At 43.0% G+C, this 26219-nt stretch carries 19 protein-coding genes and 6 tRNA genes; 23 read left to right on the top strand and 2 right to left on the bottom strand.

The window, feature by feature from the left end; genetic code table 11:
* Positions 1-194 precede the first annotated feature (194 nt).
* The 9 genes from eno to rpoS all read left to right on the top strand — a co-directional run bounded on the left by eno (position 195) and on the right by rpoS (position 7855).
* The gene (gene eno, locus AC19MX_RS02535) at positions 195-1496 is read left to right on the top strand and encodes a phosphopyruvate hydratase (RefSeq protein ID WP_432398973.1); all 1302 of its coding nucleotides are present in this window, start codon (positions 195-197) and stop codon (positions 1494-1496) included.
* A gap of 98 nt (positions 1497-1594) precedes the next feature.
* Positions 1595-1894 (top strand): cell division protein FtsB, encoded by a 300-nt coding sequence (gene ftsB, locus AC19MX_RS02530; protein WP_432398972.1) that lies wholly within the window; start codon positions 1595-1597, stop codon positions 1892-1894.
* A 61-nt stretch (positions 1895-1955) separates the two neighbouring features.
* Positions 1956-2657, top strand: coding sequence for a 2-C-methyl-D-erythritol 4-phosphate cytidylyltransferase (ispD, locus tag AC19MX_RS02525; protein ID WP_432398971.1), 702 nt, complete (start codon positions 1956-1958; stop codon positions 2655-2657).
* A gap of 126 nt (positions 2658-2783) precedes the next feature.
* Positions 2784-3269: a 2-C-methyl-D-erythritol 2,4-cyclodiphosphate synthase gene (ispF, locus tag AC19MX_RS02520; protein WP_432398970.1), complete on the top strand. Its 486-nt coding sequence runs from the start codon at positions 2784-2786 to the stop codon at positions 3267-3269.
* 22 nt (positions 3270-3291) lie between these two features.
* On the top strand, positions 3292-4389 hold the full coding sequence (truD, locus tag AC19MX_RS02515; protein ID WP_432398969.1) for a tRNA pseudouridine(13) synthase TruD: 1098 nt from the start codon (positions 3292-3294) through the stop codon (positions 4387-4389).
* Positions 4390-4392: 3 nt separating this feature from the next.
* A complete protein-coding gene (surE, locus tag AC19MX_RS02510; protein WP_432398968.1) occupies positions 4393-5142 on the top strand; it encodes a 5'/3'-nucleotidase SurE in 750 nt (249 codons plus the stop codon).
* Entirely contained in the window at positions 5139-5774 is a 636-nt protein-coding gene (locus AC19MX_RS02505) for a protein-L-isoaspartate(D-aspartate) O-methyltransferase (protein ID WP_432398967.1), read from the top strand. The genes surE and AC19MX_RS02505 overlap by 4 nt, the downstream gene beginning before the upstream one ends.
* Positions 5775-5872: 98 nt before the next feature.
* On the top strand, positions 5873-6805 hold the full coding sequence (locus AC19MX_RS02500) for a peptidoglycan DD-metalloendopeptidase family protein (protein WP_432398966.1): 933 nt from the start codon (positions 5873-5875) through the stop codon (positions 6803-6805).
* Positions 6806-6883: 78 nt separating this feature from the next.
* A complete protein-coding gene (rpoS, locus tag AC19MX_RS02495) occupies positions 6884-7855 on the top strand; it encodes an RNA polymerase sigma factor RpoS (protein ID WP_432398965.1) in 972 nt (323 codons plus the stop codon).
* Between the two features lie 88 nt (positions 7856-7943).
* On the opposite strand, the gene mutS is transcribed toward rpoS, so the two are convergent.
* Complete coding sequence (gene mutS, locus AC19MX_RS02490; RefSeq protein ID WP_432398964.1) at positions 7944-10520, bottom strand: DNA mismatch repair protein MutS; 2577 nt, start codon at positions 10518-10520, stop codon at positions 7944-7946.
* A 284-nt stretch (positions 10521-10804) separates the two neighbouring features.
* Between mutS and recA the strand changes: the two genes are divergently transcribed.
* The 12 genes from recA (at position 10805) to AC19MX_RS02430 (ending at position 20843) form a co-directional block, all read left to right on the top strand.
* The gene (gene recA, locus AC19MX_RS02485) at positions 10805-11869 is read left to right on the top strand and encodes a recombinase RecA (protein ID WP_432398963.1); all 1065 of its coding nucleotides are present in this window, start codon (positions 10805-10807) and stop codon (positions 11867-11869) included.
* A gap of 774 nt (positions 11870-12643) precedes the next feature.
* A complete protein-coding gene (gene alaS, locus AC19MX_RS02480; RefSeq protein WP_432398962.1) occupies positions 12644-15268 on the top strand; it encodes an alanine--tRNA ligase in 2625 nt (874 codons plus the stop codon).
* Between the two features lie 447 nt (positions 15269-15715).
* The gene (csrA, locus tag AC19MX_RS02475) at positions 15716-15913 is read left to right on the top strand and encodes a carbon storage regulator CsrA (protein WP_160053698.1); all 198 of its coding nucleotides are present in this window, start codon (positions 15716-15718) and stop codon (positions 15911-15913) included.
* Between the two features lie 262 nt (positions 15914-16175).
* Positions 16176-16267, top strand: a tRNA-Ser gene (locus AC19MX_RS02470).
* A 23-nt stretch (positions 16268-16290) separates the two neighbouring features.
* Positions 16291-16367 (top strand) — tRNA-Arg (locus tag AC19MX_RS02465).
* Positions 16368-16394: 27 nt separating this feature from the next.
* A tRNA-Arg gene (locus AC19MX_RS02460) sits at positions 16395-16471 on the top strand.
* Positions 16472-16498: 27 nt separating this feature from the next.
* Positions 16499-16575: transfer RNA gene (locus AC19MX_RS02455), tRNA-Arg, on the top strand.
* Between the two features lie 7 nt (positions 16576-16582).
* Positions 16583-16674 (top strand) — tRNA-Ser (locus AC19MX_RS02450).
* Positions 16675-16735: 61 nt separating this feature from the next.
* A tRNA-Arg gene (locus tag AC19MX_RS02445) sits at positions 16736-16812 on the top strand.
* An 847-nt stretch (positions 16813-17659) separates the two neighbouring features.
* On the top strand, positions 17660-17902 hold the full coding sequence (locus AC19MX_RS02440) for an OadG family transporter subunit (protein ID WP_432398961.1): 243 nt from the start codon (positions 17660-17662) through the stop codon (positions 17900-17902).
* A gap of 13 nt (positions 17903-17915) precedes the next feature.
* Positions 17916-19703 carry a sodium-extruding oxaloacetate decarboxylase subunit alpha gene (gene oadA, locus AC19MX_RS02435; RefSeq protein ID WP_432398960.1) on the top strand — a complete coding sequence of 596 codons (1788 nt, stop codon included), beginning with the start codon at positions 17916-17918 and terminating at the stop codon, positions 19701-19703.
* 9 nt (positions 19704-19712) lie between these two features.
* Positions 19713-20843, top strand: a complete 1131-nt coding sequence (locus AC19MX_RS02430) for a sodium ion-translocating decarboxylase subunit beta (RefSeq protein ID WP_432398959.1) — start codon at positions 19713-19715, stop codon at positions 20841-20843.
* Between the two features lie 335 nt (positions 20844-21178).
* On the opposite strand, the gene AC19MX_RS02425 is transcribed toward AC19MX_RS02430, so the two are convergent.
* Complete coding sequence (locus tag AC19MX_RS02425; RefSeq protein WP_432398958.1) at positions 21179-22426, bottom strand: dicarboxylate/amino acid:cation symporter; 1248 nt, start codon at positions 22424-22426, stop codon at positions 21179-21181.
* A gap of 311 nt (positions 22427-22737) precedes the next feature.
* On the opposite strand from AC19MX_RS02425, the gene AC19MX_RS02420 reads away from it, so the two are divergent.
* Together AC19MX_RS02420 and AC19MX_RS02415 are read left to right on the top strand one after the other, a co-directional pair.
* On the top strand, positions 22738-23157 hold the full coding sequence (locus AC19MX_RS02420; protein WP_432398957.1) for a YqaA family protein: 420 nt from the start codon (positions 22738-22740) through the stop codon (positions 23155-23157).
* 85 nt (positions 23158-23242) lie between these two features.
* The gene (locus AC19MX_RS02415; protein ID WP_432398956.1) at positions 23243-26098 is read left to right on the top strand and encodes a M16 family metallopeptidase; all 2856 of its coding nucleotides are present in this window, start codon (positions 23243-23245) and stop codon (positions 26096-26098) included.
* Positions 26099-26219: the final 121 nt, after the last annotated feature.

Genomic DNA, 26219 nt, shown 5'->3' with positions numbered 1-26219 from the left:
TGTCTCACTGTGGTTAAAACTAAGTTGAAGCAGAGACCAATTCGATTTATCCTAAGCTCTAAATAGAATAAAATTACAAAACTGAAAGTTACATACCAATAAGTCAGCAATATTAGGTTGTCGAGTGGTTTTATTGGTATTGGCTTTTAACTTTTATTACATTTTTTAATTTACTGACACAGTACGAGGATATTATGGCTAACATTATTAAAGTGATTGGTCGCGAGATTATGGATTCGCGTGGCAACCCAACCGTTGAGGCAGAAGTGCATTTAGAAGGCGGTTATGTGGGTATGGCTGCAGCACCATCTGGCGCATCAACGGGTAGTCGTGAAGCATTAGAACTTCGTGATGGCGACAAAGCGCGTTACTTAGGTAAAGGCGTATTAAAAGCTGTTGCTGCTGTAAATGGCCCAATTGCAGACGCGATTAAAGGTAAAGATGCATTGGCTCAAGCAGAACTTGACCAAATTATGATTGACTTAGACGGTACAGAAAACAAAGCTAAATTTGGTGCTAACGCCATTCTTGCTGTTTCATTGGCTATTGCTAAAGCCGCTGCTGCAGCTAAGCACGTACCTTTATATGCGCACATTGCTGATCTAAACGGTACTCCTGGTGTTTATTCAATGCCACTCCCTATGATGAACATCATCAACGGTGGCGAGCATGCAGACAACAGTGTTGATATTCAAGAGTTCATGATTCAACCGGTTGGCGCTAAGACATTCCGTGAAGGTTTACGTATGGGCGCAGAAGTATTCCACAGCCTTGCTAAAGTCCTTAAAGCTGATGGCCATTCAACTGCAGTAGGTGATGAAGGTGGTTTTGCTCCAAACTTAGCCTCTAACGAAGCCGCGCTAGCAGCAATTAAAGTCGCTGTTGCCAACGCAGGTTATGAGTTAGGTAAAGACATCACATTAGCGATGGATTGTGCAGCTTCTGAATTTTATGACAAAGAAGCTAATATTTATGATCTTAAAGGTGAAGGCAAAAAATTCACTTCTGAAGAATTCAACTTCTTCTTACAAGGTCTTACTGAACGTTACCCAATAGTTTCTATCGAAGATGGTCTTGACGAGTCTGACTGGGATGGTTTTGCTCACCAAACTAAATTAATGGGTGATAAAATCCAATTAGTGGGTGACGATTTATTCGTAACCAACACTAAAATTCTTAAGCGTGGTATCGACAACGGCATCGCTAACTCTATCTTAATTAAGTTCAACCAGATCGGTTCGTTAACTGAAACGTTGGCTGCAATTAAAATGGCAAAAGATGCCGGTTTCACCGTGGTGATTTCTCACCGTAGTGGCGAAACTGAAGATTCAACGATTGCTGATTTAGCCGTAGGTACCGCAGCAGGCCAAATCAAAACCGGTTCATTAAGCCGCAGTGATCGTGTTGCTAAATACAACCAGCTACTGCGTATTGAAGAAGCGCTAGGTTCAAAAGCACCATACAATGGTCTTAAAGAAGTGAAAGGCCAAGCATAATTTTTGCTTTAGCTTAAAAAGGCCACCACTCGGTGGCCTTTTTTGTTGTACTATATCCAATATACATTCTAAGGGTTAATGCGACGTAACTTGATATTATGAAACAACTAATATTATTAATGATTGGTTTACTGGCTGTTTTACAATATCGGCTATGGCAGGGCGATAATAATTTTTCTGAATATGTCTTGCTGCAAACCCAGATTGAAGCCCAACAGCAAAGCAATCAAAAGCTGGTGGCTCGCAATCAAATCCTCAAAGAAGAAATCATCGACTTACTCAGTGGCACTGAAGCGATAGAAGAGCGCGCCCGAAACGAGCTTGGAATGGTTAAAGAAGGCGAAACCTTTTATCGTGTAATTAGCACCGAATCACGGGATCAACCGTTTAATCCATAGCTTGTTGTGCAGTGATAATGACGCGTTAAACGGGCTATAATAATTCTAAAAATGGTTTACTATGCAAAATAATCCTCAGTCAATTATTGCCATTGTTCCAGCTGCTGGTATCGGCAGTCGCATGGGAGCTCATAAGCCAAAGCAGTATCTAATGCTCGGTCAGCAAAGTATTTTGGCTCACACCCTGGATGTATTATTGTCGCACGAACGCATTGATCAGGTTATTGTCGCTTTGCATCCACAAGATCAATATTTCAAGCAACTTCCCCAAGCTAAACACCCTAAGCTTATAAAAGTGATTGGCGGTGGTGAGCGAGCTGACTCAGTTCTTGCTGCGCTGGAACATGCCATGTCGATTAATCCTACAGCATGGGCGTTAGTTCACGATGCTGCCAGACCTTGTTTACGCCATGAAGATATTAACAAGTTGATTGCATCGCTAAAACAATACCCTCAAGGTGCAATTTTGGCGGCGCCAGTGCGCGATACCATGAAGCGCAGCGATGCCAGTGGTTTAATCACCAATACCGTTGAGCGAGCGTTACTTTGGCACGCATTAACCCCACAGTTTTTCCCCATCACTGCTCTGAAAAATAATTTATCTCAGGCACTTGCTGCAACGGTCAATATTACTGATGAGGCGAGTGCAATGGAATGGGCCGGAGTGATGCCAGGGCTAGTGAGTGGTCGTGTGGATAATATTAAAGTGACTCACCCTGATGACTTACAACTTGCAGCATTATTTATGCAACAAGCACAATAAAATTTATGCAATAAACACAATAAAAATATGCAACAAGGACAAAAAATTTATGCAATAAACACACTAAAATTTATGCAATAAACATAATAGCCTTATTGTAATGATAACCTCATCACAAGGATTAACATGAATATACGTATTGGCCATGGTTTTGATGTACACAAGTTTGGTGGCGACAAACCGCTTATTTTAGGGGGCGTGGTCGTGCCTTATGAGACAGGCTTAATTGCTCACTCTGACGGTGATGTAATTTTACATGCTGTCAGTGATGCGATATTGGGTGCGATGGCATTAGGCGATATTGGTAAACACTTTCCCGATACCGATGCTAACTTTGCCGGAGCGGATAGTCGTGAGCTGTTGAAGCATTGCTATGAGCTCGCTCGTCAAAAGCAGTTTGTGATAGGTAACCTTGATGTCACGGTGATTGCCCAGGCCCCTAAAATGGCGCCGCATATTGAAGCAATCCGTGAGTGTTTAAGTGCTGATTTGCAAACGGACATCGATAACATCAATGTAAAAGCAACGACCACTGAAAAATTAGGTTTTACCGGACGTAAAGAAGGTATTGCTGTAGAAGCTGTCGTACTGATGGTTAATCAATCGCGTTAATAATATAGAGAATGTTTGCCAGATGAACGAATTACATTACCTGCTAGATAAACCGTTAAGCCAAGCTGATTTACGCACACACAATAGTGATTTTATTGTGAAAGAAATTTTGCCATTTACCCCAACAGGTGAAGGCGAGCATCATATGTTGCATATTCAAAAAAATGGCTTGAACACAGTTTATGTTGCTGAGATGCTGGCGAAGTTTGCTAAAGTCCACCCTAAAGAAGTGACTTATGCTGGCCAAAAAGACAAAAACGCCGTCACAGAGCAGTGGTTTGGCATTCGTATTCCTGGCAAAGAAACCCCAGAGTGGGCACAGCTTAATAGCGATAAACTCACTATTTTATCAAGTAGTCGTCACAGTAAAAAACTGCGCATTGGTGCGCTATTAGGCAACCGTTTTGTGCTCACTTTACGCAATATTACCGATGTAGTTGATGTTGAATCTCGCTTACAACGTATTGCTTCAGTCGGCGTGCCTAACTATTTTGGTGAACAACGTTTTGGTCACGATGGTAAAAATTTAGTCATGGGTCGTCAGATGTTAAGCGGTGGCCGTAATATAAAAGATCGCAATAAACGCAGCATGTACTTGTCTGCAGTGCGATCAAACATATTTAACTTAGTGGTGTCACATCGCTTAGCCACACAACAAATCAATACCATCGCAGGTGATTGTGTGATGTTAGCGGGCAGCAAGAGTTATTTTACTGTTGATGCGTGGGATGATGTGCTTAATTCCCGCCTAGCTGAAAAAGACATTCAATTATCTGCTCCTCTTTGGGGGCGTGGAATTCCCTTGGCAAAAGATGATGCGCTGGCACTTGAAATGGCGCCGTTAAGCGATTATTTCGATGATTTATCTGGCCTTGAAAATGCAGGACTCTCCCAAGAAAGACGACCTCTTTTACTTGAGCCGCAAGGGATGAAATGGCAGTTTAACGACAATGTATTAACGCTTGAGTTTATGCTGCCTGCAGGCAGTTATGCGACATCTGTGTTGCGTGAGCTTGCTGATTATCAAGATGTCCAAGAACAACAAAGACAAATCATGGTGGCAGAACAACAAGCGCAGCGTTTATTGCAAGATGAACAGCAACCTAATAAAGAGTCCTAAGCAATGATTAATATTTTAGTCAGTAATGATGATGGTGTTAATGCCCCAGGTATTATCGCATTAACCCAGGCACTGAGTGAGTTTGCACAAGTGCTTACCGTTGCGCCCGATCGAAATTGTTCAGGCGCGAGCAATTCATTAACCTTGACTAATCCATTAAGAATTAATAACTTAGATAACGGTTATATTTCAGTCAATGGCACACCTACTGATTGCGTGCATTTAGCCATTAGGCAGTTGTGCCAAGATGAGCCCGATATTGTGGTTTCAGGCATTAATGCGGGTGCCAATATGGGTGATGATACCCTTTATTCAGGGACCGTTGCGGCTGCGATGGAAGGGCGCTTTTTAGGTTTACCGGCGATAGCAATTTCGTTAGTGGGTAAATCGTTAACTCACTATGATAGTGCTGCTGTCTATGCTGCAAAAATTGTAAAAGGGTTATTAGCACACCCTGTAAATAGCGATCAAATTTTAAATGTGAATGTGCCAGACTTGCCTGTTGAACAAATTAAAGGGATTAAAGTCACTCGTTTAGGTGCCAGGCACAAAGCGGAAGGTATGATAAAAACCCAAGACCCTGCTGGTAAAGATATCTATTGGTTGGGTCCAGTTGGCAGTGAACAAGACGCTGGCGAAGGCACTGATTTTGGTGCTGTTGCAGCCGGGTACGTGTCGATTACACCGTTAACTGTCGATTTAACTGCATACAATCAACTAAACGGATTAGCTGAGTGGATAACAAAAATATGACTAGGGTTGCTTCAACATCAGCAATGAATTTGGCAAAAAAGTTGTCTGATGCTGGGATCCGCCACCCTGCGGTATTACACGCAGTCGCCACCACCCCGCGTGAGTTATTTCTCGACGACGCCTTAGCGCACAAAGCCTATGAAAATACCGCGTTACCCATTGGCCAAGGTCAAACAATATCTCAGCCGTACATTGTGGCGCGCATGACAGAGCTTTTGCTGCAGCATAACCCACAAAAAGTACTCGAAATTGGTACTGGTTCGGGTTATCAAGCGGCAGTGCTTGCTTCGCTCATTCCAGAGCTTTGTACAATAGAAAGAATAAAAGCCCTGCAAATTCAAGCCAGACAAAGGCTTAAGCGCCTAGACTTGCACAATGTGTCATTTAAATACGGTGATGGTTGGCAAGGTTGGCCTAATCGTGGTCCATTTGATGGCATTATGGTGACCGCGGCGGCGGCTTCTGTCCCACAAGCATTACTTGAACAGCTTGCTGATAACGGGGTATTAATTATTCCCGTGGGCGAAGATACACAACAATTGCTTAAAATTACTCGCACTGGCGCAACGTTCCATTCTGAAATAATCGAAGCGGTTAAATTTGTGCCATTAATCAATGGTGATTTAGCCTAAAACATGAGTTCTGCTTCATGTTTTGATCTGAGTGATGCTTTATCATGTAAAATGCGCCTATTCGCTGTGCGCCTATGTATTTTCCTTAAGGACATTGTTTGATGAATACCGGTTGGCCAAATGGTTTGGTCTTAGCAATCATGCTGACAGGATGTAGCTTTCAAGCTGAACGTCCCGCGCCGGTTGATAGTTTATCATCAAAAAATCATGGTCCTCGTTATCACAAAGGCTCGCTTAAAACCCATAAGTACACCGTAAAAAAAGGTGATACTTTGTATTCTATTGCATGGGGCGCTGGGAGACACTTTGCTGCGCTTGCCAGAGAGAATAATCTGCACGCGCCTTATACCATTTATCCAGGGCAAACACTTAATTTAGCAAGCGCTAATGGTTCAGTGTCTACTGGTGCTAGCGCACCACAAGCTTATGCTTCAGCGGTGCAAACTAAAGCCATTACTCAGCCATACTCATCGGTTCCCCGTCGTACTGAATCGCAAACAATCCAACCTGTTGCAGTCGCAAAGCCACAGCCAGTGGTCGTATCAGACAGAACGAAAAAAGATCTTGATCACAAAGTAAAGCCTGCGTATTCTGTAACAACTACCCAACAAATAGTTAACCAAAATGCAAACGGTCCTGTCGCAAACTTGCCACAACAAGTTCAGCAATGGCACTGGCCAGTTAGAGGTCGAATAATCGGGTATTTTTCGGCGTCAGAACAAGGCAATCAAGGTATTAAGATTGCTGGTAATCGCGGAGACATTATTAAGGCCGCAGCAGATGGTAGAGTCGTATACGCAGGCAATGCGCTTCGAGGATATGGCAACTTAGTGATTATCAAACATAACGATGATTTTTTAAGTGCTTATGCTCATGCAGACACGATTATGGTTAAAGAAAAGCAATATGTTAGCGCAGGCCAAACAGTTGCAAAAATGGGCAGTACAGGGACAAGCCAAGTGATGCTTCATTTTGAAGTGCGTTATCACGGCAAGTCAGTTAACCCATTACGATATCTACCTAAACAGTAATTGTTTAGCAACATAAATAACGGAGGATAGGCAAGTGAAGTAGATTACATATCACAAATTAGGTTTGGGAGAGCAATTATGAGCCGCAAAAACAGTACTGCAATAGCAGAACCACTTGTCGATCTAGCTAAACAACCACAAGAGGTTGCAGCCAAAAAAGGCGATTTGGTGCAGCAACTCGAAATAGAAGACAAAGTCCAAGAAGACTTACAAAAAAACCTCGATGCCACTCAATTATATTTAGGTGAAATTGGTTTTTCTCCTTTGCTTACAGCTGAAGAAGAAGTCTATTTTTCACGTAAAGCCCTCAAAGGCTGCGAAAAATCTCGCAACCGCATGATAGAAAGTAACTTACGTCTTGTCGTTAAAATTTCCAGAAGATACAACAATCGTGGTTTAGCGTTGCTCGATCTCATTGAAGAAGGCAATTTAGGCCTGATCAGAGCGGTAGAAAAGTTTGACCCTGAACGTGGTTTCCGCTTTTCGACTTATGCGACCTGGTGGATTAGACAAACCATTGAACGTGCCATTATGAATCAAACTCGCACGATCAGGCTTCCTATCCATGTTGTAAAAGAATTAAATGTCTATCTTCGCACTGCAAGGCAGCTCGCACAAAAACTTGACCATGAACCCACCGCGGAAGAAATCGCTGAAAAACTCGATGTTTCAACGGGCGATGTGAGTCGCATGCTTAAACTGAATGAAAGAATTACCTCCGTTGATTCACCGTTAGGTGGCGATAATGAAAAAGCATTATTAGATGTGATTGCTGACGACGATTCCGTTGGGCCAGATCATCGAGTACAAAGCGAAGATTTATCTAACTCAATTGTAGGTTGGTTAAATGAGCTTAATACGAAACAACGTGAAGTGCTTGCAAGACGATTTGGTTTGTTAGGCTATGAACCATCAACACTTGAAAACGTGGGTGCTGAAATAGGGCTAACGCGCGAGCGAGTTCGTCAAATTCAGGTTGAAGCGTTAAAGCGTCTAAAAGATTTACTCGGCTCGCAAGGGTTGTCAGTAGAAGCGCTTTTTAGGGACTAATATTTAGCATATTAAGAGTAATGTTAACTTGCCCACAATAAAAAAGGACACATTTTAGTGTCCTTTTTATGGCCTGCTTTTTGTGGTCCTAGCGTGCTAAACGTTTTAATTCATACAATAAATCAAGAGCTTGCTTAGGCGTAAAATCATCAGGATTTATTTGCGTTAGCTTAACTAAAGCGGGTGAAGGCTCCGGCATCGGCGCAAGTAAATTCATGCTCACTTGTGATGGTGCATGTTCTGATACTGCACTATCACGGTTTTCGAGTTGATGCAGTTTATGTTTAGCCGCGTTGATCACTTGATTTGGCACACCGGCTAATGCGGCAACTTGCAAACCATAACTTTTACTGGCTGCACCCTCTTGAACGGCATGCATAAAGGCAATGGTATCGTCATGTTCAATCGCATCTAAGTGCACATTGACGACAGCTGGTAATAATTCTGGCAATTGAGTTAGCTCAAAATAATGTGTTGCAAACAAGGTCAGCGCACTGACTTGTTTAGCGAGATATTCAGCAGCAGACCACGCTAGCGACAAACCATCATAGGTTGAGGTTCCTCGGCCTATTTCATCCATTAATACCAAACTATTGGCTGTCGCATTATGCAAAATATTGGCTGTTTCGGTCATCTCTACCATGAAGGTTGAACGACCCGATGCTAAATCGTCTGATGCACCAATACGTGTAAATATTCGATCAATTTCACCTATTTGAGCAGAATCTGCGGGCACAAAACACCCAATGTGAGCCATTAAAGTGATAAGTGCTACCTGACGCATATAAGTTGACTTACCGCCCATATTGGGGCCGGTTACGATCAACATTTTGCGCTGAGGCGTCAGGCTAACTGGGTTGGCAATAAAGGCAGATTGACTCACCTGCTCAACCACAGGGTGGCGACCTGCATCAATATGAATCCCAATACCGTCAGTCATTTGTGGACACTGATAATTGAGGGTTTCTGCTCGTTCGGCAAAGTTACTTAATACATCTAACTGTGCGGCTGCAGTGGCGAAGATTTGCAGTTCTTGTAATTTAGGTAACAGTAAGTCAAACAGTTGTTCCCATAGCTGTTTTTCTATTGCCAACGCTTTACCTTGGCTTGAAAGTACTTTTTCTTCGTATTCTTTAAGCTCTGGGGTGATATAGCGTTCAGTTCCTTTTAGTGTCTGGCGGCGCTGATAACTTAATGGGACTTTATCTGCTTGTAAGCGACTGACTTCAATGTAATAGCCATGCACGCGGTTATAGCCCACTTTGAGGGTACTGATCCCAGTTTGCAGTTTTTCGCGAGCTTCCATTTCGACCAAGTAATCATTGGCGCCTTCACTCAGCTTACGCCATTCGTCTAACTCAGCATGGTAACCGCTTTTAATCACGCCGCCATCACGAATTAACATCGGTGGGTTATCGACAATAGCGCGTTCGAGCAAGTCGTGCTGCTCAGGAAACTCACCCAACTGCGCCGCTAACGTAGACATTTGCTGTTGCTGGCAAGTTGATAGCGTTTGTTGAATGGTCGGCAGTAATGCTAAAGCTTGCTTTAAACGCGAAAAATCTCGTGGTCTGGCGCTGCGCAAAGCAAGGCGGGCCATAATACGTTCAATATCACCTAAGCTTTTCAGTTGCTCATGCAGAGTGTGGTAAAGGTCTTGTTCAATTAATTCATTTACAGCCCCGTGGCGTAATTGAACGGCTTTACGGTCGCGAAGTGGTTCATGGATCCAACGTTGCAACATGCGGCTGCCCATAGGCGTCGCTGTATTGTCGAGTACCCATGCCAGGGTGTTATCACGGCCGCCAGATAAATTTTGGGTTAGCTCTAAGTTGCGACGAGTCGCAGCATCTAAAATGATTGATTCAGATTGATTAAAGCGCACAATCGAATTGATGTGCGGTAAGGCCATTTTTTGGGTGTCTTTGACATACTGCATTAGGCAGCCTGCAGCTTGTAATGCTAAGCGCGCATCGCTAATACCAAAGCCATGCAAATCTTTAGTGCCAAATTGATTGAGCAATAAATTGACACTGGTATCGTAATCAAATTCCCATTCAGGGCGGCGTCGGATCCCTTTCATGTTATTGATTAACAGCATGTCAGTAAAATCTTCGCTGTAAAGTAATTCAGCTGGATGAGTACGCTGTAACTCTGCTTCTAATGCTTCACGAGTCGGTAGTTCCGCAACAACAAAACGTCCTGATGAAATGTCGAGCGTGGCATAACCAAAACCCGTTTTACCTTGATAAAGCGCCGCGAGTAAGTTGTCTTGTTTCTCTTGTAATAGCGCTTCATCAGTTAATGTGCCAGGAGTCACAATACGTACCACTTGACGTTCAACTGGGCCTTTTGATGTTGCAGGATCGCCAATTTGCTCACAAATGGCCACCGACTGTCCAATCTGTACCAACTTAGCTAAGTAGCCTTCAACAGCATGATAAGGAATACCCGCCATTGGGATTGGGTCGCCACCGCTTTTACCGCGAGCGGTCAATGAAATGCCCAACAGTTCAGATGCTTTTTTAGCATCATCATAAAATAACTCGTAAAAATCGCCCATTCGATAGAACAGCAACATGTCGGCATGAGCGGCTTTTAAGCTCAAATATTGTCGCATCATCGGGGTATGTTTTTCTAAATCGCTGGTATCAATTACAGTCATTATGGACTCTTCACTCTATCAATCTTGGGGCATGAAACTTTATGGCGCTAATCTTAACAATTTTTATCTTCGGGGTATAAATCAATTCACAATAAAAATGCTTGGTGGGTAAAATATTGATGTAAAAAGGCAATTCGGCTAGGAATAAAAAAAATTACGATCAACACTTGATACTGTATGACTATACAGTATACTGATGAACATATTGAGATGAGTTATAACATCTCACCTAAATAAAAATCGCATTTTACTAAACGTATTGAATGCCTTAAGAGGGTTTTACAATGAAGGTTGATCCAAACAAAGAGAAAGCACTTGCCGCCGTATTAAGCCAAATTGAAAAGCAATTTGGTAAAGGCTCAATTATGAAATTGGGCGAAGACCGCACAATGGATGTTGAAACTATCTCTACCGGTTCACTTTCATTGGACGTCGCCCTAGGTGCTGGTGGTTTACCTCTAGGCCGTATCGTTGAAATTTACGGACCAGAGTCATCAGGTAAAACAACATTAACACTCGAAGTGATTGCAGCAGCTCAACGTCAAGGTAAAACCTGTGCGTTTATTGATGCAGAGCATGCGTTAGACCCTATTTATGCTAAAAAGCTTGGCGTAGATATTGATAACTTATTGTGTTCTCAGCCAGATACTGGTGAGCAAGCCCTTGAGATTTGTGATGCCTTAACTCGCTCTGGCGCTGTTGATGTCATCATTGTTGACTCGGTAGCTGCACTAACACCTAAAGCGGAAATCGAAGGCGAAATCGGTGACTCACACATGGGCCTAGCCGCACGTATGATGAGCCAGGCAATGCGTAAGCTTGCGGGTAACCTTAAGCAATCTAATACTTTGCTTATTTTCATTAACCAAATCCGCATGAAGATTGGTGTGATGTTTGGTAACCCAGAAACCACTACAGGTGGTAATGCACTTAAGTTTTATGCTTCTGTACGTTTAGATATTCGTCGTACCGGTGCTGTAAAAGACGGTGATGAAGTGGTGGGTAACGAAACACGCGTTAAAGTCGTTAAAAACAAAATTGCAGCGCCTTTTAAACAAGCTGAATTCCAAATTCTTTATGGTCAAGGTATTAACCGTACGGGCGAATTAGTTGATTTAGGTGTACTTCACAAAATCGTCGATAAAGCCGGTGCATGGTATAGCTACAAAGGTGAGAAAATTGGTCAAGGTCGTGCAAATGCTGGTAAATTCTTAACTGAAAACCCAGCCATTGCGACAGAAATTGATACTACCTTACGTTCAATGTTACTTGCTAGTGGTACAGGCAGTTCATCAAGTGCTGACGACGGTGATGAAAACATTGATTTAGAAACGGGCGAAGTTTTTTAATTAAGCCTTAGTCATCTGACTCATTGACTGATAAGTAAAATGAATAAAGTGTCGCGGTGCGCATATAGTGCACCGCGATTTTTTTATAGAAAACGCGGTAAATATTAAAACGACTCAGTTATCTCTATCTAAAGTGTATTTATTTAATACGTCAGTGTCTTAAATTCCCTCGCTACACACTTCTAACTCAAATTCTGTACCTGCTTTATATGTGAGATGCCTAAGCACTGTTTCCGCGTTATATTTAATCTGATCTAATCTTAGGTCCTATTGATCTTTCAAGGTTGTTTTTGCAGCGAATTGTTGGCCACTACTTACATATATTACTGCGCTGCAGAAACTGTGAGGTATAGTTATTCTACATAAAAAGTCGATTACGCCGTAAAAGTGGTCAACAAACGCTGCCCGAAGGGTTCGGCTAAAAACGTTTTACTCTTTGTTGAATGACTCTTTGTAAATAAAGAGTTGCTTAGATGACTAGGCATCAATCCATTCGTCTCGATTAAAACGTTTTTAACTCGAACAAAATTCAACCATCAAAGAACAACAGACCCTAGATATCAGTAAAAAATCTAATAAGACACCTAATGAGCAAACACGTTTCATCTGCTGAGAATGGTTGTGAAATGTATCGTTCATTCATCGATTTTTGCTCAGATGATAATCGGCTCGCTCGTCTCGCTTCTTGCGTTAAATTCAGTATATAATGCCTACATTTACTGGCTTGCATGTCAAGCTAGTTACCTTTGTATTCTTCTATTTCAGGGCCATTTCATGTTTCAGACTACAGCAGAGTTAAGAAGTGCTTTTTTAAAGTATTTTGAAGATAACGGACATCAGGTTGTTGATAGCAGCTCACTCGTTCCCACAAACGATCCAACACTGTTATTTACCAATGCGGGTATGAACCAGTTTAAAGATGTGTTCCTCGGCATGGATAAGCGAAATTATACACGTGCGACATCTTCACAACGCTGCGTTCGTGCGGGTGGTAAACACAACGATTTAGACAACGTAGGCTATACCGCACGTCATCATACTTTTTTTGAAATGCTCGGTAACTTCAGTTTCGGTGATTACTTTAAAGAAGAAGCGATTCGTTTTGCTTGGACATTTTTAACTGAAACCTTAAAACTTCCTAAAGAACGTTTATGCGTCACTATTTATGAAACCGATGATGAAGCTTATGACATCTGGACCCGAAAAATTGGCGTACCTGCTGAAAGCATGATCCGTATCGGTGACAACAAAGGTGCTGCGTTCGCTTCAGATAACTTCTGGCAAATGGGTGATACCGGTCCTTGTGGTCCATGCAGTGAAATTTTCTATGATCATGGCGATCACATTTGGGGTGGTCGTCCAGGCACTCCAGAAGAAGATGGCGATCGTTTTATTGAAATTTGGAATATTGTATTTATGCAATATAACCGTCAAGCAGACGGTGAAATGTTGCCATTACCTAAACCTTCAGTTGATACCGGTATGGGTATTGAGCGTATTGCAGCCATCATGCAAGGTGTTCATTCAAACTACGAAATCGATATCTTTAAGCAATTAATCGCTAAAGCTGCTGACATTATTGGATTCTCCGATTTAGAAAATAAATCGCTACGTGTTATTGCTGACCATATCCGTTCATGTGCTTTTTTAATCGCTGACGGTGTTATGCCATCAAACGAAGGGCGTGGTTATGTGCTGCGCCGTATTATTCGCCGCGCAGTGCGTCATGGTAATAAGTTAGGCGCAACTGATGCTTTTTTCTACAAATTAGTGCCGACCCTAATCAGCGTGATGGGCGATGCAGCAAACGGCTTAAACGCCATGCAGGCGATTGTTGAAAAAGCATTAAAAGCAGAAGAAGAGCAGTTTGCCCGAACCCTAGAGCGCGGCTTAGTCATTTTAGACGGCGCATTAAATACCCTTAAAGGCGACACGTTAGATGGTGAAACGGTCTTTAAACTGTATGACACTTATGGCTTCCCTGTCGATTTGACTGCTGACGTATGTCGCGAACGTGATATTCATGTTGACGAAGCGGGTTTTGAAGTCGCAATGGCAGAGCAAAGGCGTCGTGCTCAAGCTGCAGGTAACTTTGGTGCAGACTACAACAGTAATTTAATCATTGATGCTGAAACCGCGTTCTGTGGCTATACGGAGCTTACGGGTGAGTCAACGGTAACGGGTTTATATGTTGATGGAAAAGCTGTTGAGCAAGTTGTTGCCGGTCAAGATGCTATTGTCGTTTTAGCCAATACCCCATTTTATGCTGAATCAGGCGGGCAGGTTGGTGATAAAGGCTTGTTAACGGCTCAAGGTATTGAATTTACAGTGAGTGATACTCAAAAGTTTGGTCAAGCGACAGGTCATCAAGGCCAATTAGCGCAAGGTCAATTAGTCGTAGGGCAAACGTTATCTGCACAAGTGGATAAAAAATTACGTCACCGTACTCAGTTAAATCACTCTGTGACTCACTTGTTGCATGCTGCATTACGTCAAGTATTAGGTTCACATGTTACACAGAAAGGGTCGTTAGTGAATCCTGAGCGTCTGCGTTTCGATTTTTCACATTTTGAAGCGGTTAAACCGTCAGAATTAAAAGCGGTAGAAGAATTAGTTAACACCCAGATCCGTCGTAATCATCAATTAAAAACTGCCGAAATGGCCATTGATGAAGCCAAAGAAAAAGGCGCTATGGCGCTATTTGGTGAAAAGTACGATGACCAAGTACGTGTTGTGACTATGGGTGACTTTTCTATTGAATTGTGTGGCGGTACTCACGTTGGCCGCACGGGTGATATCGGTTTATTCAAAATCACTTCCGAAGGTGGTATCGCTGCGGGTGTACGTCGTATTGAAGCCGTAACGGGTTCAGCGGCTATGAGCTATGTTGCAGAGCAACAGGCAATGCTAGATGAAGCTGCGCAGTTGCTCAAATCAGACAATGCATCTGTTGTGACTAAATTAAAAGCCCAATTAGATAAAGTGAAGCAGCTTGAAAAAGAGTTATCGCAACTTAAAGATAAATTAGCGGCTGCAGCCAGTGCTGATATGGCCGGTGATGCTAAAGACATTCATGGCGTTAAAGTGCTGGTTAAATTGATGGAGGGCGTTGACCCTGGCTCATTGCGTGGTTTGCAAGATGAATTAAAGCAGAAGCTTAAATCAGCCATTATTGTGCTTGGCACTGCAAAAGATGGCAAAGTTAACCTGATTGCGGGTGTTAGCAACGACTTAACTAAACAAGTTAAAGCAGGTGAACTGGTTGCTATGGTCGCTCAGCAAGTAGGCGGTAAAGGCGGTGGACGCCCTGATATGGCTCAAGCTGGTGGCACACAACCTGAGAACTTAGCGGCTGCATTAGCATCTGTTGAACCTTGGATTACTGAGCGTTTGAGCTAACATTTAGCCAAAATAGCGCTTTAATTGGCACTTAGGGCATAAAGTCTAAGATATTCAACTTTATAACTTGAGTGCCAACAGTAGATTTGGCATAGTGAAGTAACTCGCTAACAGTAAAAAGCGTTTAAAGGGATTACTAGGGTAATAAGTTGTGATTGCAACTGTGTGCGTACACAGGTCATTAATGGTTTTATCTCTGTCGTTTTGTTATTGGTTTTGCTGTTTAGATTTATTTAACACCGTGGTGAGTGCAAATATGATGAATTTGGACTTATTACGTATTGATAGTTGATATTTTCGTCAGACTTTAAAATTTCCGAATAGATAATGCTTTATAAACTGACGTATTTAGAAATAGATACTATGATTTTATGTAAAGCGAACCTTATAATAAACGCATATTACGGACAAAGCGTGTTATGCAGATTGAACTAAAGGAGCAATCGAATGCTAATTTTGACTCGTCGTGTAGGCGAAACATTAATGATTGGTGATGAAGTCACCGTTACTGTGTTAGGTGTTAAAGGTAATCAGGTACGTATTGGTGTTAATGCACCTAAAGAAGTATCGGTTCACCGTGAAGAGATCTACCAACGTATTCAATCTGAGAAATCAGGTACGCCTCCAGAAGGTGGCAATTACTAATTTCGGCTATTTTGTCCGATAAAAATAAAGTCAGCAGTTTGCTGACTTTTTTGTTTTCTGAGTAAATGATCATTTTTGAGCGGTATAAAAAAAGTCTTTGAAAATCATTTTTTAAAGTAATATTCGTAAAAATGAATACAGTTTTCACGACTATTTGAAGCTATTATCCCCAATGTGATTAAAAACAGTCCAAATGAAGATAGGATCCCTAAAAAGGGTTTGACTTATTTTCGTCAAACAGTAATATGTGCGCCAAGAAAACGGAGAGGTGGCCGAGTGGCCGAAGGCGCTCCCCTGCTAAGGGAGTATGGGCTTTAAATCCCATCGAGGGTTCGAATCCCTCCTTCTCCGCCATTTCTTAAAATAGTAAAATCGATGCGGATGTAGCTCAGCTGGATAGAGTACCTGGCTACGAACCAGGCGGTCGGAGGTTCGAATCCTCCCATCCGCACCATTTACTATTAATGTGTAAACCATGAATGCGCGTGTAGCTCAGCTGGATAGAGTACCTGGCTACGAACCAGGCGGTCGGAGGTTCGAATCCTCCCACGCGCACCATTCATGTTTCACCAAAACCCAAATTTCGCGCGTGTAGCTCAGCTGGATAGAGTACCTGGCTACGAACCAGGCGGTCGGAGGTTCGAATCCTCCCACGCGCACCATTTTTGCGGAGAGGTGGCCGAGTGGCCGAAGGCGCTCCCCTGCTAAGGGAGTATGGGCTTTAAATCCCATCGAGGGTTCGAATCCCTCCTTCTCCGCCATTTATTGTTTTAGCAGCTATAATGGTTGTGTTACTAATAAATGGCATGTTGTACCGATTTTGCGCGTGTAGCTCAGCTGGATAGAGTACCTGGCTACGAACCAGGCGGTCGGAGGTTCGAATCCTCCCACGCGCACCATATTAAAAACGCCCTGTATTTATACAGGGCGTTTTTTTATGTCTGTTTGCCAGTCTCATTCACATTGCTAATCCTCTTTCATATCCTTTCAGCTATTCGTTGGGCTCATCAACGTGATGATTTAGGCTCAATCAAGTACATATTTCTTAACCAATCTGAACTGGGAATAAAAAAGGTTTTCAAAAAGCCTTTTGTCTCGCTGAATGCGTTGAATGAACTTGCAATCGGCTAGCTATTGACGCGTTAATTCACCTTATTAGCAAAAAATCACAAGTTTGAAACATTTGAACCTTAATGATTTGATATTAAACATTTTGTTTCCATCTCTTATCTCGAGTTTAGGTTGGCTAATTACATTTTTATTCATTTTTATTGCTTAATGTCAGTTATTTTATTCGTTTGCTTAAGTATGATGCACTATTTCGGCATGTTGCTTGACCGTTAATGTTATCGATTTTGTGATTTGTAGATTGAAATCGCGTAAATAATTATAGAATCTTTATTTATTGGGGGTTTATTTTGAATATTCCTTTGCTGCACTGTCATTGAACATTTGTTTTGGTAAGACCAATTTACAAAAGGATAGCAATGTTGACGTATATTGTTTATATTTTGTGACAGGATTTTGAGTTTATGTCGCGTTAATCGTGACGTTGACTCAATGGAACACAGTATTAAATCGATATTAAATTGAATATTTATGCTTTCTGAATTAGCAATTGTTAATCCGTGGCTCAAAATTACGGCTGCAAATCGACTTGTCACCATCGCGCACAGTGATGGTGCATCGACAGCCTCAACAATTTACGACATAAGATTTAATGGTTAGAAAAATAAGCGAGGAAGCATGACATCGATATCTGAGCAGTTATCCGATGCGCTGGGCATCATGATAATGGGCATGGGCCTAGTGTTTATATTTTTAAGTCTATTGATCGTGGGTATAGGGATTGTTGCAAAGCTTTTTCCTGCGCCAGTGGCTACACCAACACCTGCGCCGATAGCACCAAGAGCATCGGCTCAGTCAACATTAGATCCTAAGCTGGTAAGCGCAATTACCTCTGCGATACATCAATACCGCGCGAAATAAATTTGGAGTCAATATGAGCAAGCCATTAGCACTAACCGATGTTGTCCTACGTGACGCCCACCAATCAATACTGGCCACGCGGTTACGTATCGACGATATGCTGCCCATTGCACCGCTATTAGACAAAGTTGGATTTTGGTCACTTGAGTCATGGGGTGGAGCCACATTCGACTCTTGTATTCGTTATCTTGGCGAAGATCCGTGGGACCGTATTCGTGAATTAAAGAAAGCCATGCCTAATACGCCGCAGCAAATGTTATTGCGTGGGCAAAATTTACTAGGCTACCGTCATTATGCCGACGATGTCGTGACTCGCTTTGTCGAGCGTGCTCATACCAACGGTGTCGATGTGTTCCGTATTTTCGATGCTATGAATGATGTACGTAACCTTGAAACGGCAGTTAAGGCAGTTAAAAACGTTGGCGGACATGCACAAGGTACAATTTCATTTACCACAAGCCCAGTGCATACCATCGATACCTGGGTGGATATGGCTAAGCGTTTAGAAGACATGGGCGCAGATTCTTTATGTATTAAAGATATGGCTGGTTTACTTAAGCCAATGCAGGCCTATGAGCTTATTAGCCGTTTAAAGTCGCAAACAGACTTAATGGTTTCGATGCATTGTCATGCCACCACAGGGTTAAGCACCGCAACCTATCAAAAGGCGATTGAAGCCGGGGTTGATGTACTGGATACCGCGATCTCTTCAATGAGCCAAACTTATGGTCACAGTGCCACTGAAACACTTGTTGCTATGGTCGAAGATACTGACAGAGCCACGGGCTATGACATGGTGCTGTTAGAAGAAATCGCCGCATACTTCCGTGAAGTGCGTAAAAAATACGTGCGCTTTGAAGGTGCGTTAAAAGGGATTGATTCACGTATCTTACGTGCACAAGTGCCTGGCGGCATGCTAACTAACATGGAAAACCAATTAAAAGAGCAGGGCGCTGCTGACAAAATGGATGCCGTGCTTGAGGAGATTCCACGGGTACGTGAAGATCTTGGCTTTTTACCATTAGTGACACCTACCTCGCAAATTGTTGGCTCACAATCCGTGATTAACGTATTGATGGGCGAGCGCTACAAATCCATGACTAAAGAGACCGAAGGCGTACTAAAAGGCGAATACGGTGCCACGCCTGCGCCCGTTAATGCCGAGCTACAAGCACGTGTGTTAAAAGGCGAGTCACCGATTACGTGCCGTCCGGCAGATTTGATTGCACCAGAACTGGATAAATTACGTGTTGAGCTTGAACAAGCTGCAAAAGAACAAGGTTTTAGCTTAGCGGCTGAGTTAGATGACGATGTCATGACTTACGCGTTGTTTAATCAAATTGGTCTTAAGTTTCTTAAAAATCGTGGCAATCCGGATGCATTTGAACCCGTACCTAGCGCAGATGATTTGCAGGTTACTGATGATAAAGGCCCGCAAACCTATACCGTTAATGTTGATGGTCAAAGCTTTGTGGTTGAAGTCAGCGAAGGCGGTGACATTAGCAATATTGCGCCAACATCAGCAACATCAGCAACATCAGTGGCCAGTGCACCAGCTCAAGCTGCTCCAGCCTCTGCTGGTGAGGTTAAATGTACTATGTCTGCGCCTCTATCGGGAAATATCTTTAAAGTGCTTGTAAGCAACGGCCAAGCGGTTAAAACCGGTGAGGTGGTCATTATTTTAGAAGCTATGAAAATGGAAACCGAAATTCGTGCACCACAAGACGGTATCATCGCTAACCTTGCAGTTAAGCAAGGTGACAGCGTGACAGTCGGTTCAGCATTACTTGCATTAGCATAAGAGGTCAAAATGGAAGGATTAATGGCCTTTTGGTCCGAAACGGGTATTGCCAATTTTTCTGGCGGCCAAGTATTGATGATGGCAGTAGGGTGTTTGTTATTATTTTTAGCCATTGTGAAAGGTTTTGAGCCACTTTTACTGCTACCTATCGGTTTTGGCGCTATTTTGGCCAATATCCCTAATGCAGGCTTTACTGAAGAAGGCGGCTTACTTTACTTTGCTTATCATGTCGGGATTGAGACAGGCGTGTTTCCGCTACTGATTTTTATGGGCGTAGGGGCATTAACCGATTTTGGTGCGCTAATTGCTAACCCGAAAACCTTGTTATTAGGTGCTGCTGCTCAGTTTGGTATTTTTGCGACCTTATTAGGGGCGATTGCACTTAATGCCGTGCCTGGGTTTTCATTTACGATGCAAGATGCTGCTGCCATAGCCATTATTGGTGGAGCAGACGGTCCAACGGCTATTTTCTTGGCTTCTAAGCTTGCACCGGATTTGTTAGGTGCTATTGCTGTTGCGGCCTACTCTTATATGGCATTAGTACCGTTAATTCAGCCTCCAATTATGAGATTACTAACGACCAAAGCAGAACGCTCAATTAAAATGGAGCAGCTGCGTGAAGTCAGCAAAAAAGAAAAAATCATCTTCCCTTTGATGGTATTGGGAATGACCATTCTGTTTTTGCCTGCAGCAACACCACTTGTTGGCATGTTCTGTCTTGGTAATTTGATGCGTGAATCTGGCGTGGTTGACCGTTTGTCTAAAACGGCACAAAACGAGTTGATCAACATCGTGACCATTTTTTTAGGGCTAGCTGTGGGATCAAAGTTATCAGCCGATCAGTTTTTACGCATAGAAACCTTAGGGATTTTAATCCTTGGCGCGGTAGCCTTTAGTATTGGCACTGCAACGGGTGTATTAATGGCTAAATTAATGTGTAAGCTGTCTGGCGGTAAAGTTAATCCGTTGATTGGCGCGGCTGGTGTATCTGCTGTACCTATGGCGGCGCGAGTGGTTAACAAGGTGGGTTTAGAGTCTAACGACCAAAACTTCTTGCTCATGCACGCGATGGGGCCAAATGTTGCAGGTGTGCTCGGTAGCGCTGTAGCTGCTGGGGTATTATTGGCTGTGTTAGGGTAATATTATCTGAATCACAGATTGGCTTATTTTTCAGATTGAGTTTCAAGGTTGAGATTCAAGATTAGCCTTAACATCCTGATTTAGATATTGGCATATCAAATTATTAACCGCCCAAATCTTAACCGGTTTGGGCGGTTTTATATTATGTATCTAGAGTTGAGATTATTTACTTAAGCGTGCTATGACTAACAGCGTTATCGCTATCGTGGGGTTAAAGCTGTCGAGTCCGAGATAGGGTATTGAAACCGTCAGACAATCATTAATCTATATCGTTAATATCATTAAGCCAGCACGTTAGTGCTGGCTTAATGATTTATATGTTCACATCGATAACGTTATGCGGTTTGTTCAACCGGCTTTTCATCAGCATAAAACTGCTCTACATCCAACTGACCTTCGCTTTTACCAATGACAACGGCCGTCATCATATCGCCTGTGACGTTAGTGGCAGTGCGGATCATATCGATAATACGGTCAATGGCCGCAATAAAGGCAATACCTTCAAGCGGTAAACCAATCACACCTAATGTCACCGTTAACATCACCATCGCACTACCAGGCACGCCCGCAGTACCCACCGAAGCTACCGTTGCGGTCACCGCAATCAGCATGTAATCGGTCATATCCAGTGGAATACCATAAATTTGCGCAATAAATATTGCAGCAATGGCAGGGTAAATTCCGCCGCAACCGTCCATGTTCATGGTTGCGCCTAGTGGCAGTACAAACGCGCTATAGCGTTTTGACACGCCCATGGCTTCAGTGCAGCGGGTGCTAGCCGGTAAAGTACCAAAACTTGATGCAGTACTAAATGCCACAACTTGTGCTGGCAATGCTTTGCGGAAAAACTGTATTGGGCTTAACCCCGCAGCAAACTTAACGAGGCCACCGTAAACAACAATAATGTGGATAAGCGCAGCAATATAAATCGCCATAATAAACTTACCTAACGGCAAAAGCGTACTTAAGCCATACTCGCCCACAACCCAAGCCATCAGTCCAAATACGCCGATAGGGGTTAATTTAAGTACCATGCGAGTTAACTGGAACATCACTTCAGCACCTGCTTCCATGATATTTTTAAGCGGAACGGCTTTTTCGCCCACGGCATTAATTGCAATGCCCACCAACGCAGCAAATACAATAATTTGCAACACGTTACCTTCAGCTAGCGAAGCAAATGGATTCACCGGGATCATGTTTAATAATACTTGCGCAAACCCAGGGATATCGCGTTCGCGCACTTCTGTGGTGGCCAGCGTCAGGCTACCGCCCATGTCGATAAGGCTACCAATGGTGAGACCGATAAACGAGGCAATGGTGCCAGTAAACATAAACATCGCTAAGGTTTTAAAACTTAAGCGCTTTAAATTACCTTGCGATCCTAGCGAGGTAATACTGACCACGATGGCACAAAATACCAGCGGCGCGACCAACATTTTGATGGCACTGATAAATAAATCGCCAAGGGGTTTTAGGATGACCGCCGATTCACCTAAACCAACACCGGTGAGGGTACCCAATACAAAACCAGCAATAACTTTTTGCCAAAACGGAATACGATTGAGCGTTTGCAGTATCATGTCAATTCCAAGTGTAAACCCACGGTGTTATGCCAAAGTCGATAGCATGTTAATGGGTTAAATAGCAGGCCATGGCGTTTAAAACGTCCAGAGGTCCCGCATAAGGTTAATAATTATTAATTGCATTGTATGAACTGAACTCATAGCCGACAACGTTATTTTGTTATAACTTATAAGAATAAGTGGGTTTGTTATTATAACTTTAAATTTTTTACGCTTTTTTAACCTATTTCAATAACAAAACCGATTTTTGTTGGTCGAAAGTATAGCCCGTTCACTCATAACCTTTTTACGAGATAATAAAACAAGTCATGACCAGTTTATGGATGATGTTCTCTGGCGCTTTTTTAGCGGCCACCTTATTACCGGGCGGCTCCGAAGTATTGCTGGTGGCGTTACTCAATGATACGTCGACAATGTGGCCTGAGTTGTTACTTATGGCGACGTTAGGCAATACGTTGGGCGCGCTGACTAGTTACGGCTTAGGCCGCGCTGGTCGGATGGCTAAAAATCCGCAAGACATTCAAAGTAAATCTCATCAAACCGCCTTGGTGTGGGTTGAACGTTACGGCATTTGGTCGTTGTTATTATCTTGGTTGCCACTCGTGGGTGATGTGCTATGTCTACTTGCTGGCTGGTTAAAGTGGCCTCTAGTGGCATCAACATTATTGATGTTTGTCGGAAAAATATTACGTTACAGTGTGATTGTTTTCATCTTTCTGTCGGTATGACAATATGAAATGAATCTCGAATTAATAGGCTAGCGCAACAAGTTCCTTGTGCGTTAGACGCTTTGCTAAAAGGATGGACTCGATTTTGAAACTACATTTAAAAAAATGGTTATTGGCCAGTGCCATCAGTGCAGCTCTTGCAGGCTGTGCATATGATGGGCAACAAGCATCATCATTGCCTCAAGGCGTCAGCTTAATTGAAGCCGTTACCCAGGCAGAAAACCAAGTGAGTATTCCCTATAAAAAGTACCAACTTGCAAATGGCCTGACGGTGATTTTACATCAAGACAAGTCAGATCCATTAGTGCATGTTGACGTGACTTATCACGTAGGCTCAGCTCGTGAGCTTGCAGGTCGCAGTGGTTTTGCGCATTTATTTGAACACATGATGTTTCAAGGCTCTGAGCATGTCGCAGACGAGCAGCATTTTAAAGTGGTGACCGAGTCTGGTGGCACACTTAACGGTACCACTAATACCGACCGCACTAACTATTTTGAAACCGTACCGAGCAATCAACTCGAAAAAATGCTCTGGCTAGAGTCAGACCGCATGGGCTTTTTATTGCCAGCATTAACCGACAAAAAATTTGAAGTACAACGCGAAACCGTTAAAAACGAACGTGCCCAACGCATCGACAATCGCCCTTATGGGCGCTTAAATGAACGCTTCAATCAAGCTCTTTATCCCGCGGGTCATCCCTATTCTTGGCCGGTTATTGGTTGGCCAGAAGATTTAGACCGTGCTACTGCAAACGATGTTAAGCACTTTTTCCAACGCTGGTACGGCCCCAACAATGCCACATTAACGATTGGCGGCGACTTTGATGAAGCGCAAACTTTAGCCTGGATTAACCAATACTTTGGTGAAATTCCGCGTGGGCCAGAAGTCAAACCAGACGAAAAAACGTCAGTGACATTAGATAAAACTCGCTATATTTCGATGCAAGACAAAGTCCATTTGCCGTTACTTTATATTGGTTTTCCAACCGTGTATGCCCAGCATCCAGATGAAGCCGCACTCGACTTATTGGCCAATATATTAGGTGGCGGTAAAACCTCACTGATTTATAAAAACCTCGTTAAAGAAGGTTTTGCCGTACAAGCCGGTGTCAGCCATCCTTGCCAGGAACTAGCATGTCAGTTGTCTTTGTATGCGGTTGCAAACCCCGCTAAAGGCGGTAATCTCGCTGACATTGAAACCAAGGTTAACCAGACTATTGCTGAGTTTGAGCAACGTGGCGTGACCGATGATGACTTACAAAAAGTCAAAGTGCAGTTTGAAGCCGATACCATATTTGGCATGCAAAGTGTGCAAGGTAAAGTGTCTACATTAGCGGCTAACCAAACTTTCTTTGGTCAGCCAGATATGGTGGCCTCTGATTTAGCCCGATATGCCAATGTGACTAAAGCAGATGTCATGCGAGTGTTTAATACTTACATCAAAAACAAACCTATGGTGGTCATGAGCATAGTGCCAGAAGGGCAAACGCAATTAATTGCCCATGCTGATAACTTTGAGCCGACAGTGCTACCAATAGCGCAAGATGCGGTAACGGGGTTAACAAACATCGCATTTGCTAAATCATCTTTTGACCGCAATAACATGCCAGCATCTTCAGCCGCGCCGTCACTGACAGTGCCGCAGCTTTGGCAAGCTAAGCTTGAGAACGGCATTAACGTGATGGGCACAGAAAGTAACGAAACGCCGACCGTAGAGTTATTAATTTACCTAAACGGCGGTCATCGCCTCGCAACGCTTGATAAAGCCGGCGTGGCCGATTTAACTGCTTCAATGTTAAATGAGTCAAGTCTTAAGCGCAGCAGCGAAGAGCTTGCTGGTGCATTAGACATGCTAGGCTCAACCATTAGCTTTGGCGCGAGTAGTGAGCAAAGCTACATTAAAGTATCGAGCTTAACTGAAAATCTAGATGCTACCTTAGCATTGGTTGAAGAGCGTTTATTTAGCCCAGGTTTTTTACAAGCTGATTTTGACCGTGTTAAGCAACAGGCAATACAAGGTTTACAGCATCAATTGTCAGATCCTAACTACATTGCCAGCAGCGGATTTAATGAGCTACTTTACGGGCGTCAAAGCCCAATGGGCATTAGCAGCAACGGTACTGTAGCATCGTTATCGGCTATGACCTTAGATGATGTAAAGCAATATTATCAGCAGCAATATCGTGCCGGTAACGCGCAGATGGTCGTGGTGTCAGATTTAAACCAACAACAAATATTGCCTAAATTATCAGTGTTTTCACAATGGCAAGGTGATGCAACTCAAGTCGCTAAGTTACCTGATGTACCTGTGCACCCCAAAAACACCATTTATTTAATCGATAAACCAGGTGCTGCACAATCGGTGATTACCATTGGCAAAACATCGTTAATTTACGATGCCACAGGCGATTACTTTAAAGCTTACCTGATGAACTACCCATTAGGTGGTGCTTTTAATAGCCGTATTAACTTGAACCTACGTGAAGACAAAGGCTACACCTATGGCGCAAGAACCATGTTTGTCGGTGCCGAAGATTCGGGTGAGTTTATGGCTTACGCCAGTGTGCGTAGTGATGTGACAGCAAATGCTTTAGTCGAGTTTGTAAATGAGATTAACGCTTATCAAGCAAGCGGCATGAGCGACGATGAGCTAAACTTTATGCGCAGCTCGATTGCACAAAGCCAAGCACTTGAGTACGAAACGCCGTATCAAAAAGCAGGATTTTTGCGAATGATTCAACGTTATCAACTCGATAAAAACTTTACCCAAAAGCAAGATGAAATCGTTAACAATATCACGACAAAAGAGTTAAACCAGCTTGCGAGTAAGTTATTGAATCTCGACGATATGGTAATGCTCGTTGTCGGCGACAAAGCCAGCATTGAACCGAGTTTACGCGCACTGGGTTATCAGGTTGAAACAGTAACACTTGCCCAGTAGTTGAACACTTGATACGCTCCGAGTTAACACTGGCACTTGAAACAAGCCAGTGTTAACCTCATATTGTTATGCCAGAGGCGATGCTTACTGGCTTTTTTTAATGTCATTGACCAAACTAATC

The organism is Shewanella sp. MF05956 (assembly GCF_059758055.1).
The sequence above is the reverse complement of the archived record's forward strand: the minus strand, read 5'-3'. Positions and strand labels throughout refer to the sequence as shown.

Bases quoted from the DNA above. Each gene is read 5' to 3' on its own strand.
- oadA (WP_432398960.1), top strand. From the start codon at position 17,916: ATGAGCAAGCCATTAGCACTAACCGATGTTGTCCTACGTGACGCCCAC.
- ispF (WP_432398970.1), top strand. From the start codon at position 2,784: ATGAATATACGTATTGGCCATGGTTTTGATGTACACAAGTTTGGTGGC.
- AC19MX_RS02430 (WP_432398959.1), top strand. From the start codon at position 19,713: ATGGAAGGATTAATGGCCTTTTGGTCCGAAACGGGTATTGCCAATTTT.
- ftsB (WP_432398972.1), top strand. From the start codon at position 1,595: ATGAAACAACTAATATTATTAATGATTGGTTTACTGGCTGTTTTACAA.
- recA (WP_432398963.1), top strand. From the start codon at position 10,805: ATGAAGGTTGATCCAAACAAAGAGAAAGCACTTGCCGCCGTATTAAGC.
- AC19MX_RS02505 (WP_432398967.1), top strand. From the start codon at position 5,139: ATGACTAGGGTTGCTTCAACATCAGCAATGAATTTGGCAAAAAAGTTG.
- mutS (WP_432398964.1), bottom strand. From the start codon at position 10,520: ATGACTGTAATTGATACCAGCGATTTAGAAAAACATACCCCGATGATG.
- surE (WP_432398968.1), top strand. From the start codon at position 4,393: ATGATTAATATTTTAGTCAGTAATGATGATGGTGTTAATGCCCCAGGT.
- AC19MX_RS02420 (WP_432398957.1), top strand. From the start codon at position 22,738: ATGACCAGTTTATGGATGATGTTCTCTGGCGCTTTTTTAGCGGCCACC.
- ispD (WP_432398971.1), top strand. From the start codon at position 1,956: ATGCAAAATAATCCTCAGTCAATTATTGCCATTGTTCCAGCTGCTGGT.
- eno (WP_432398973.1), top strand. From the start codon at position 195: ATGGCTAACATTATTAAAGTGATTGGTCGCGAGATTATGGATTCGCGT.
- truD (WP_432398969.1), top strand. From the start codon at position 3,292: ATGAACGAATTACATTACCTGCTAGATAAACCGTTAAGCCAAGCTGAT.
- alaS (WP_432398962.1), top strand. From the start codon at position 12,644: ATGTTTCAGACTACAGCAGAGTTAAGAAGTGCTTTTTTAAAGTATTTT.
- AC19MX_RS02440 (WP_432398961.1), top strand. From the start codon at position 17,660: ATGACATCGATATCTGAGCAGTTATCCGATGCGCTGGGCATCATGATA.
- AC19MX_RS02425 (WP_432398958.1), bottom strand. From the start codon at position 22,426: ATGATACTGCAAACGCTCAATCGTATTCCGTTTTGGCAAAAAGTTATT.
- csrA (WP_160053698.1), top strand. From the start codon at position 15,716: ATGCTAATTTTGACTCGTCGTGTAGGCGAAACATTAATGATTGGTGAT.
- rpoS (WP_432398965.1), top strand. From the start codon at position 6,884: ATGAGCCGCAAAAACAGTACTGCAATAGCAGAACCACTTGTCGATCTA.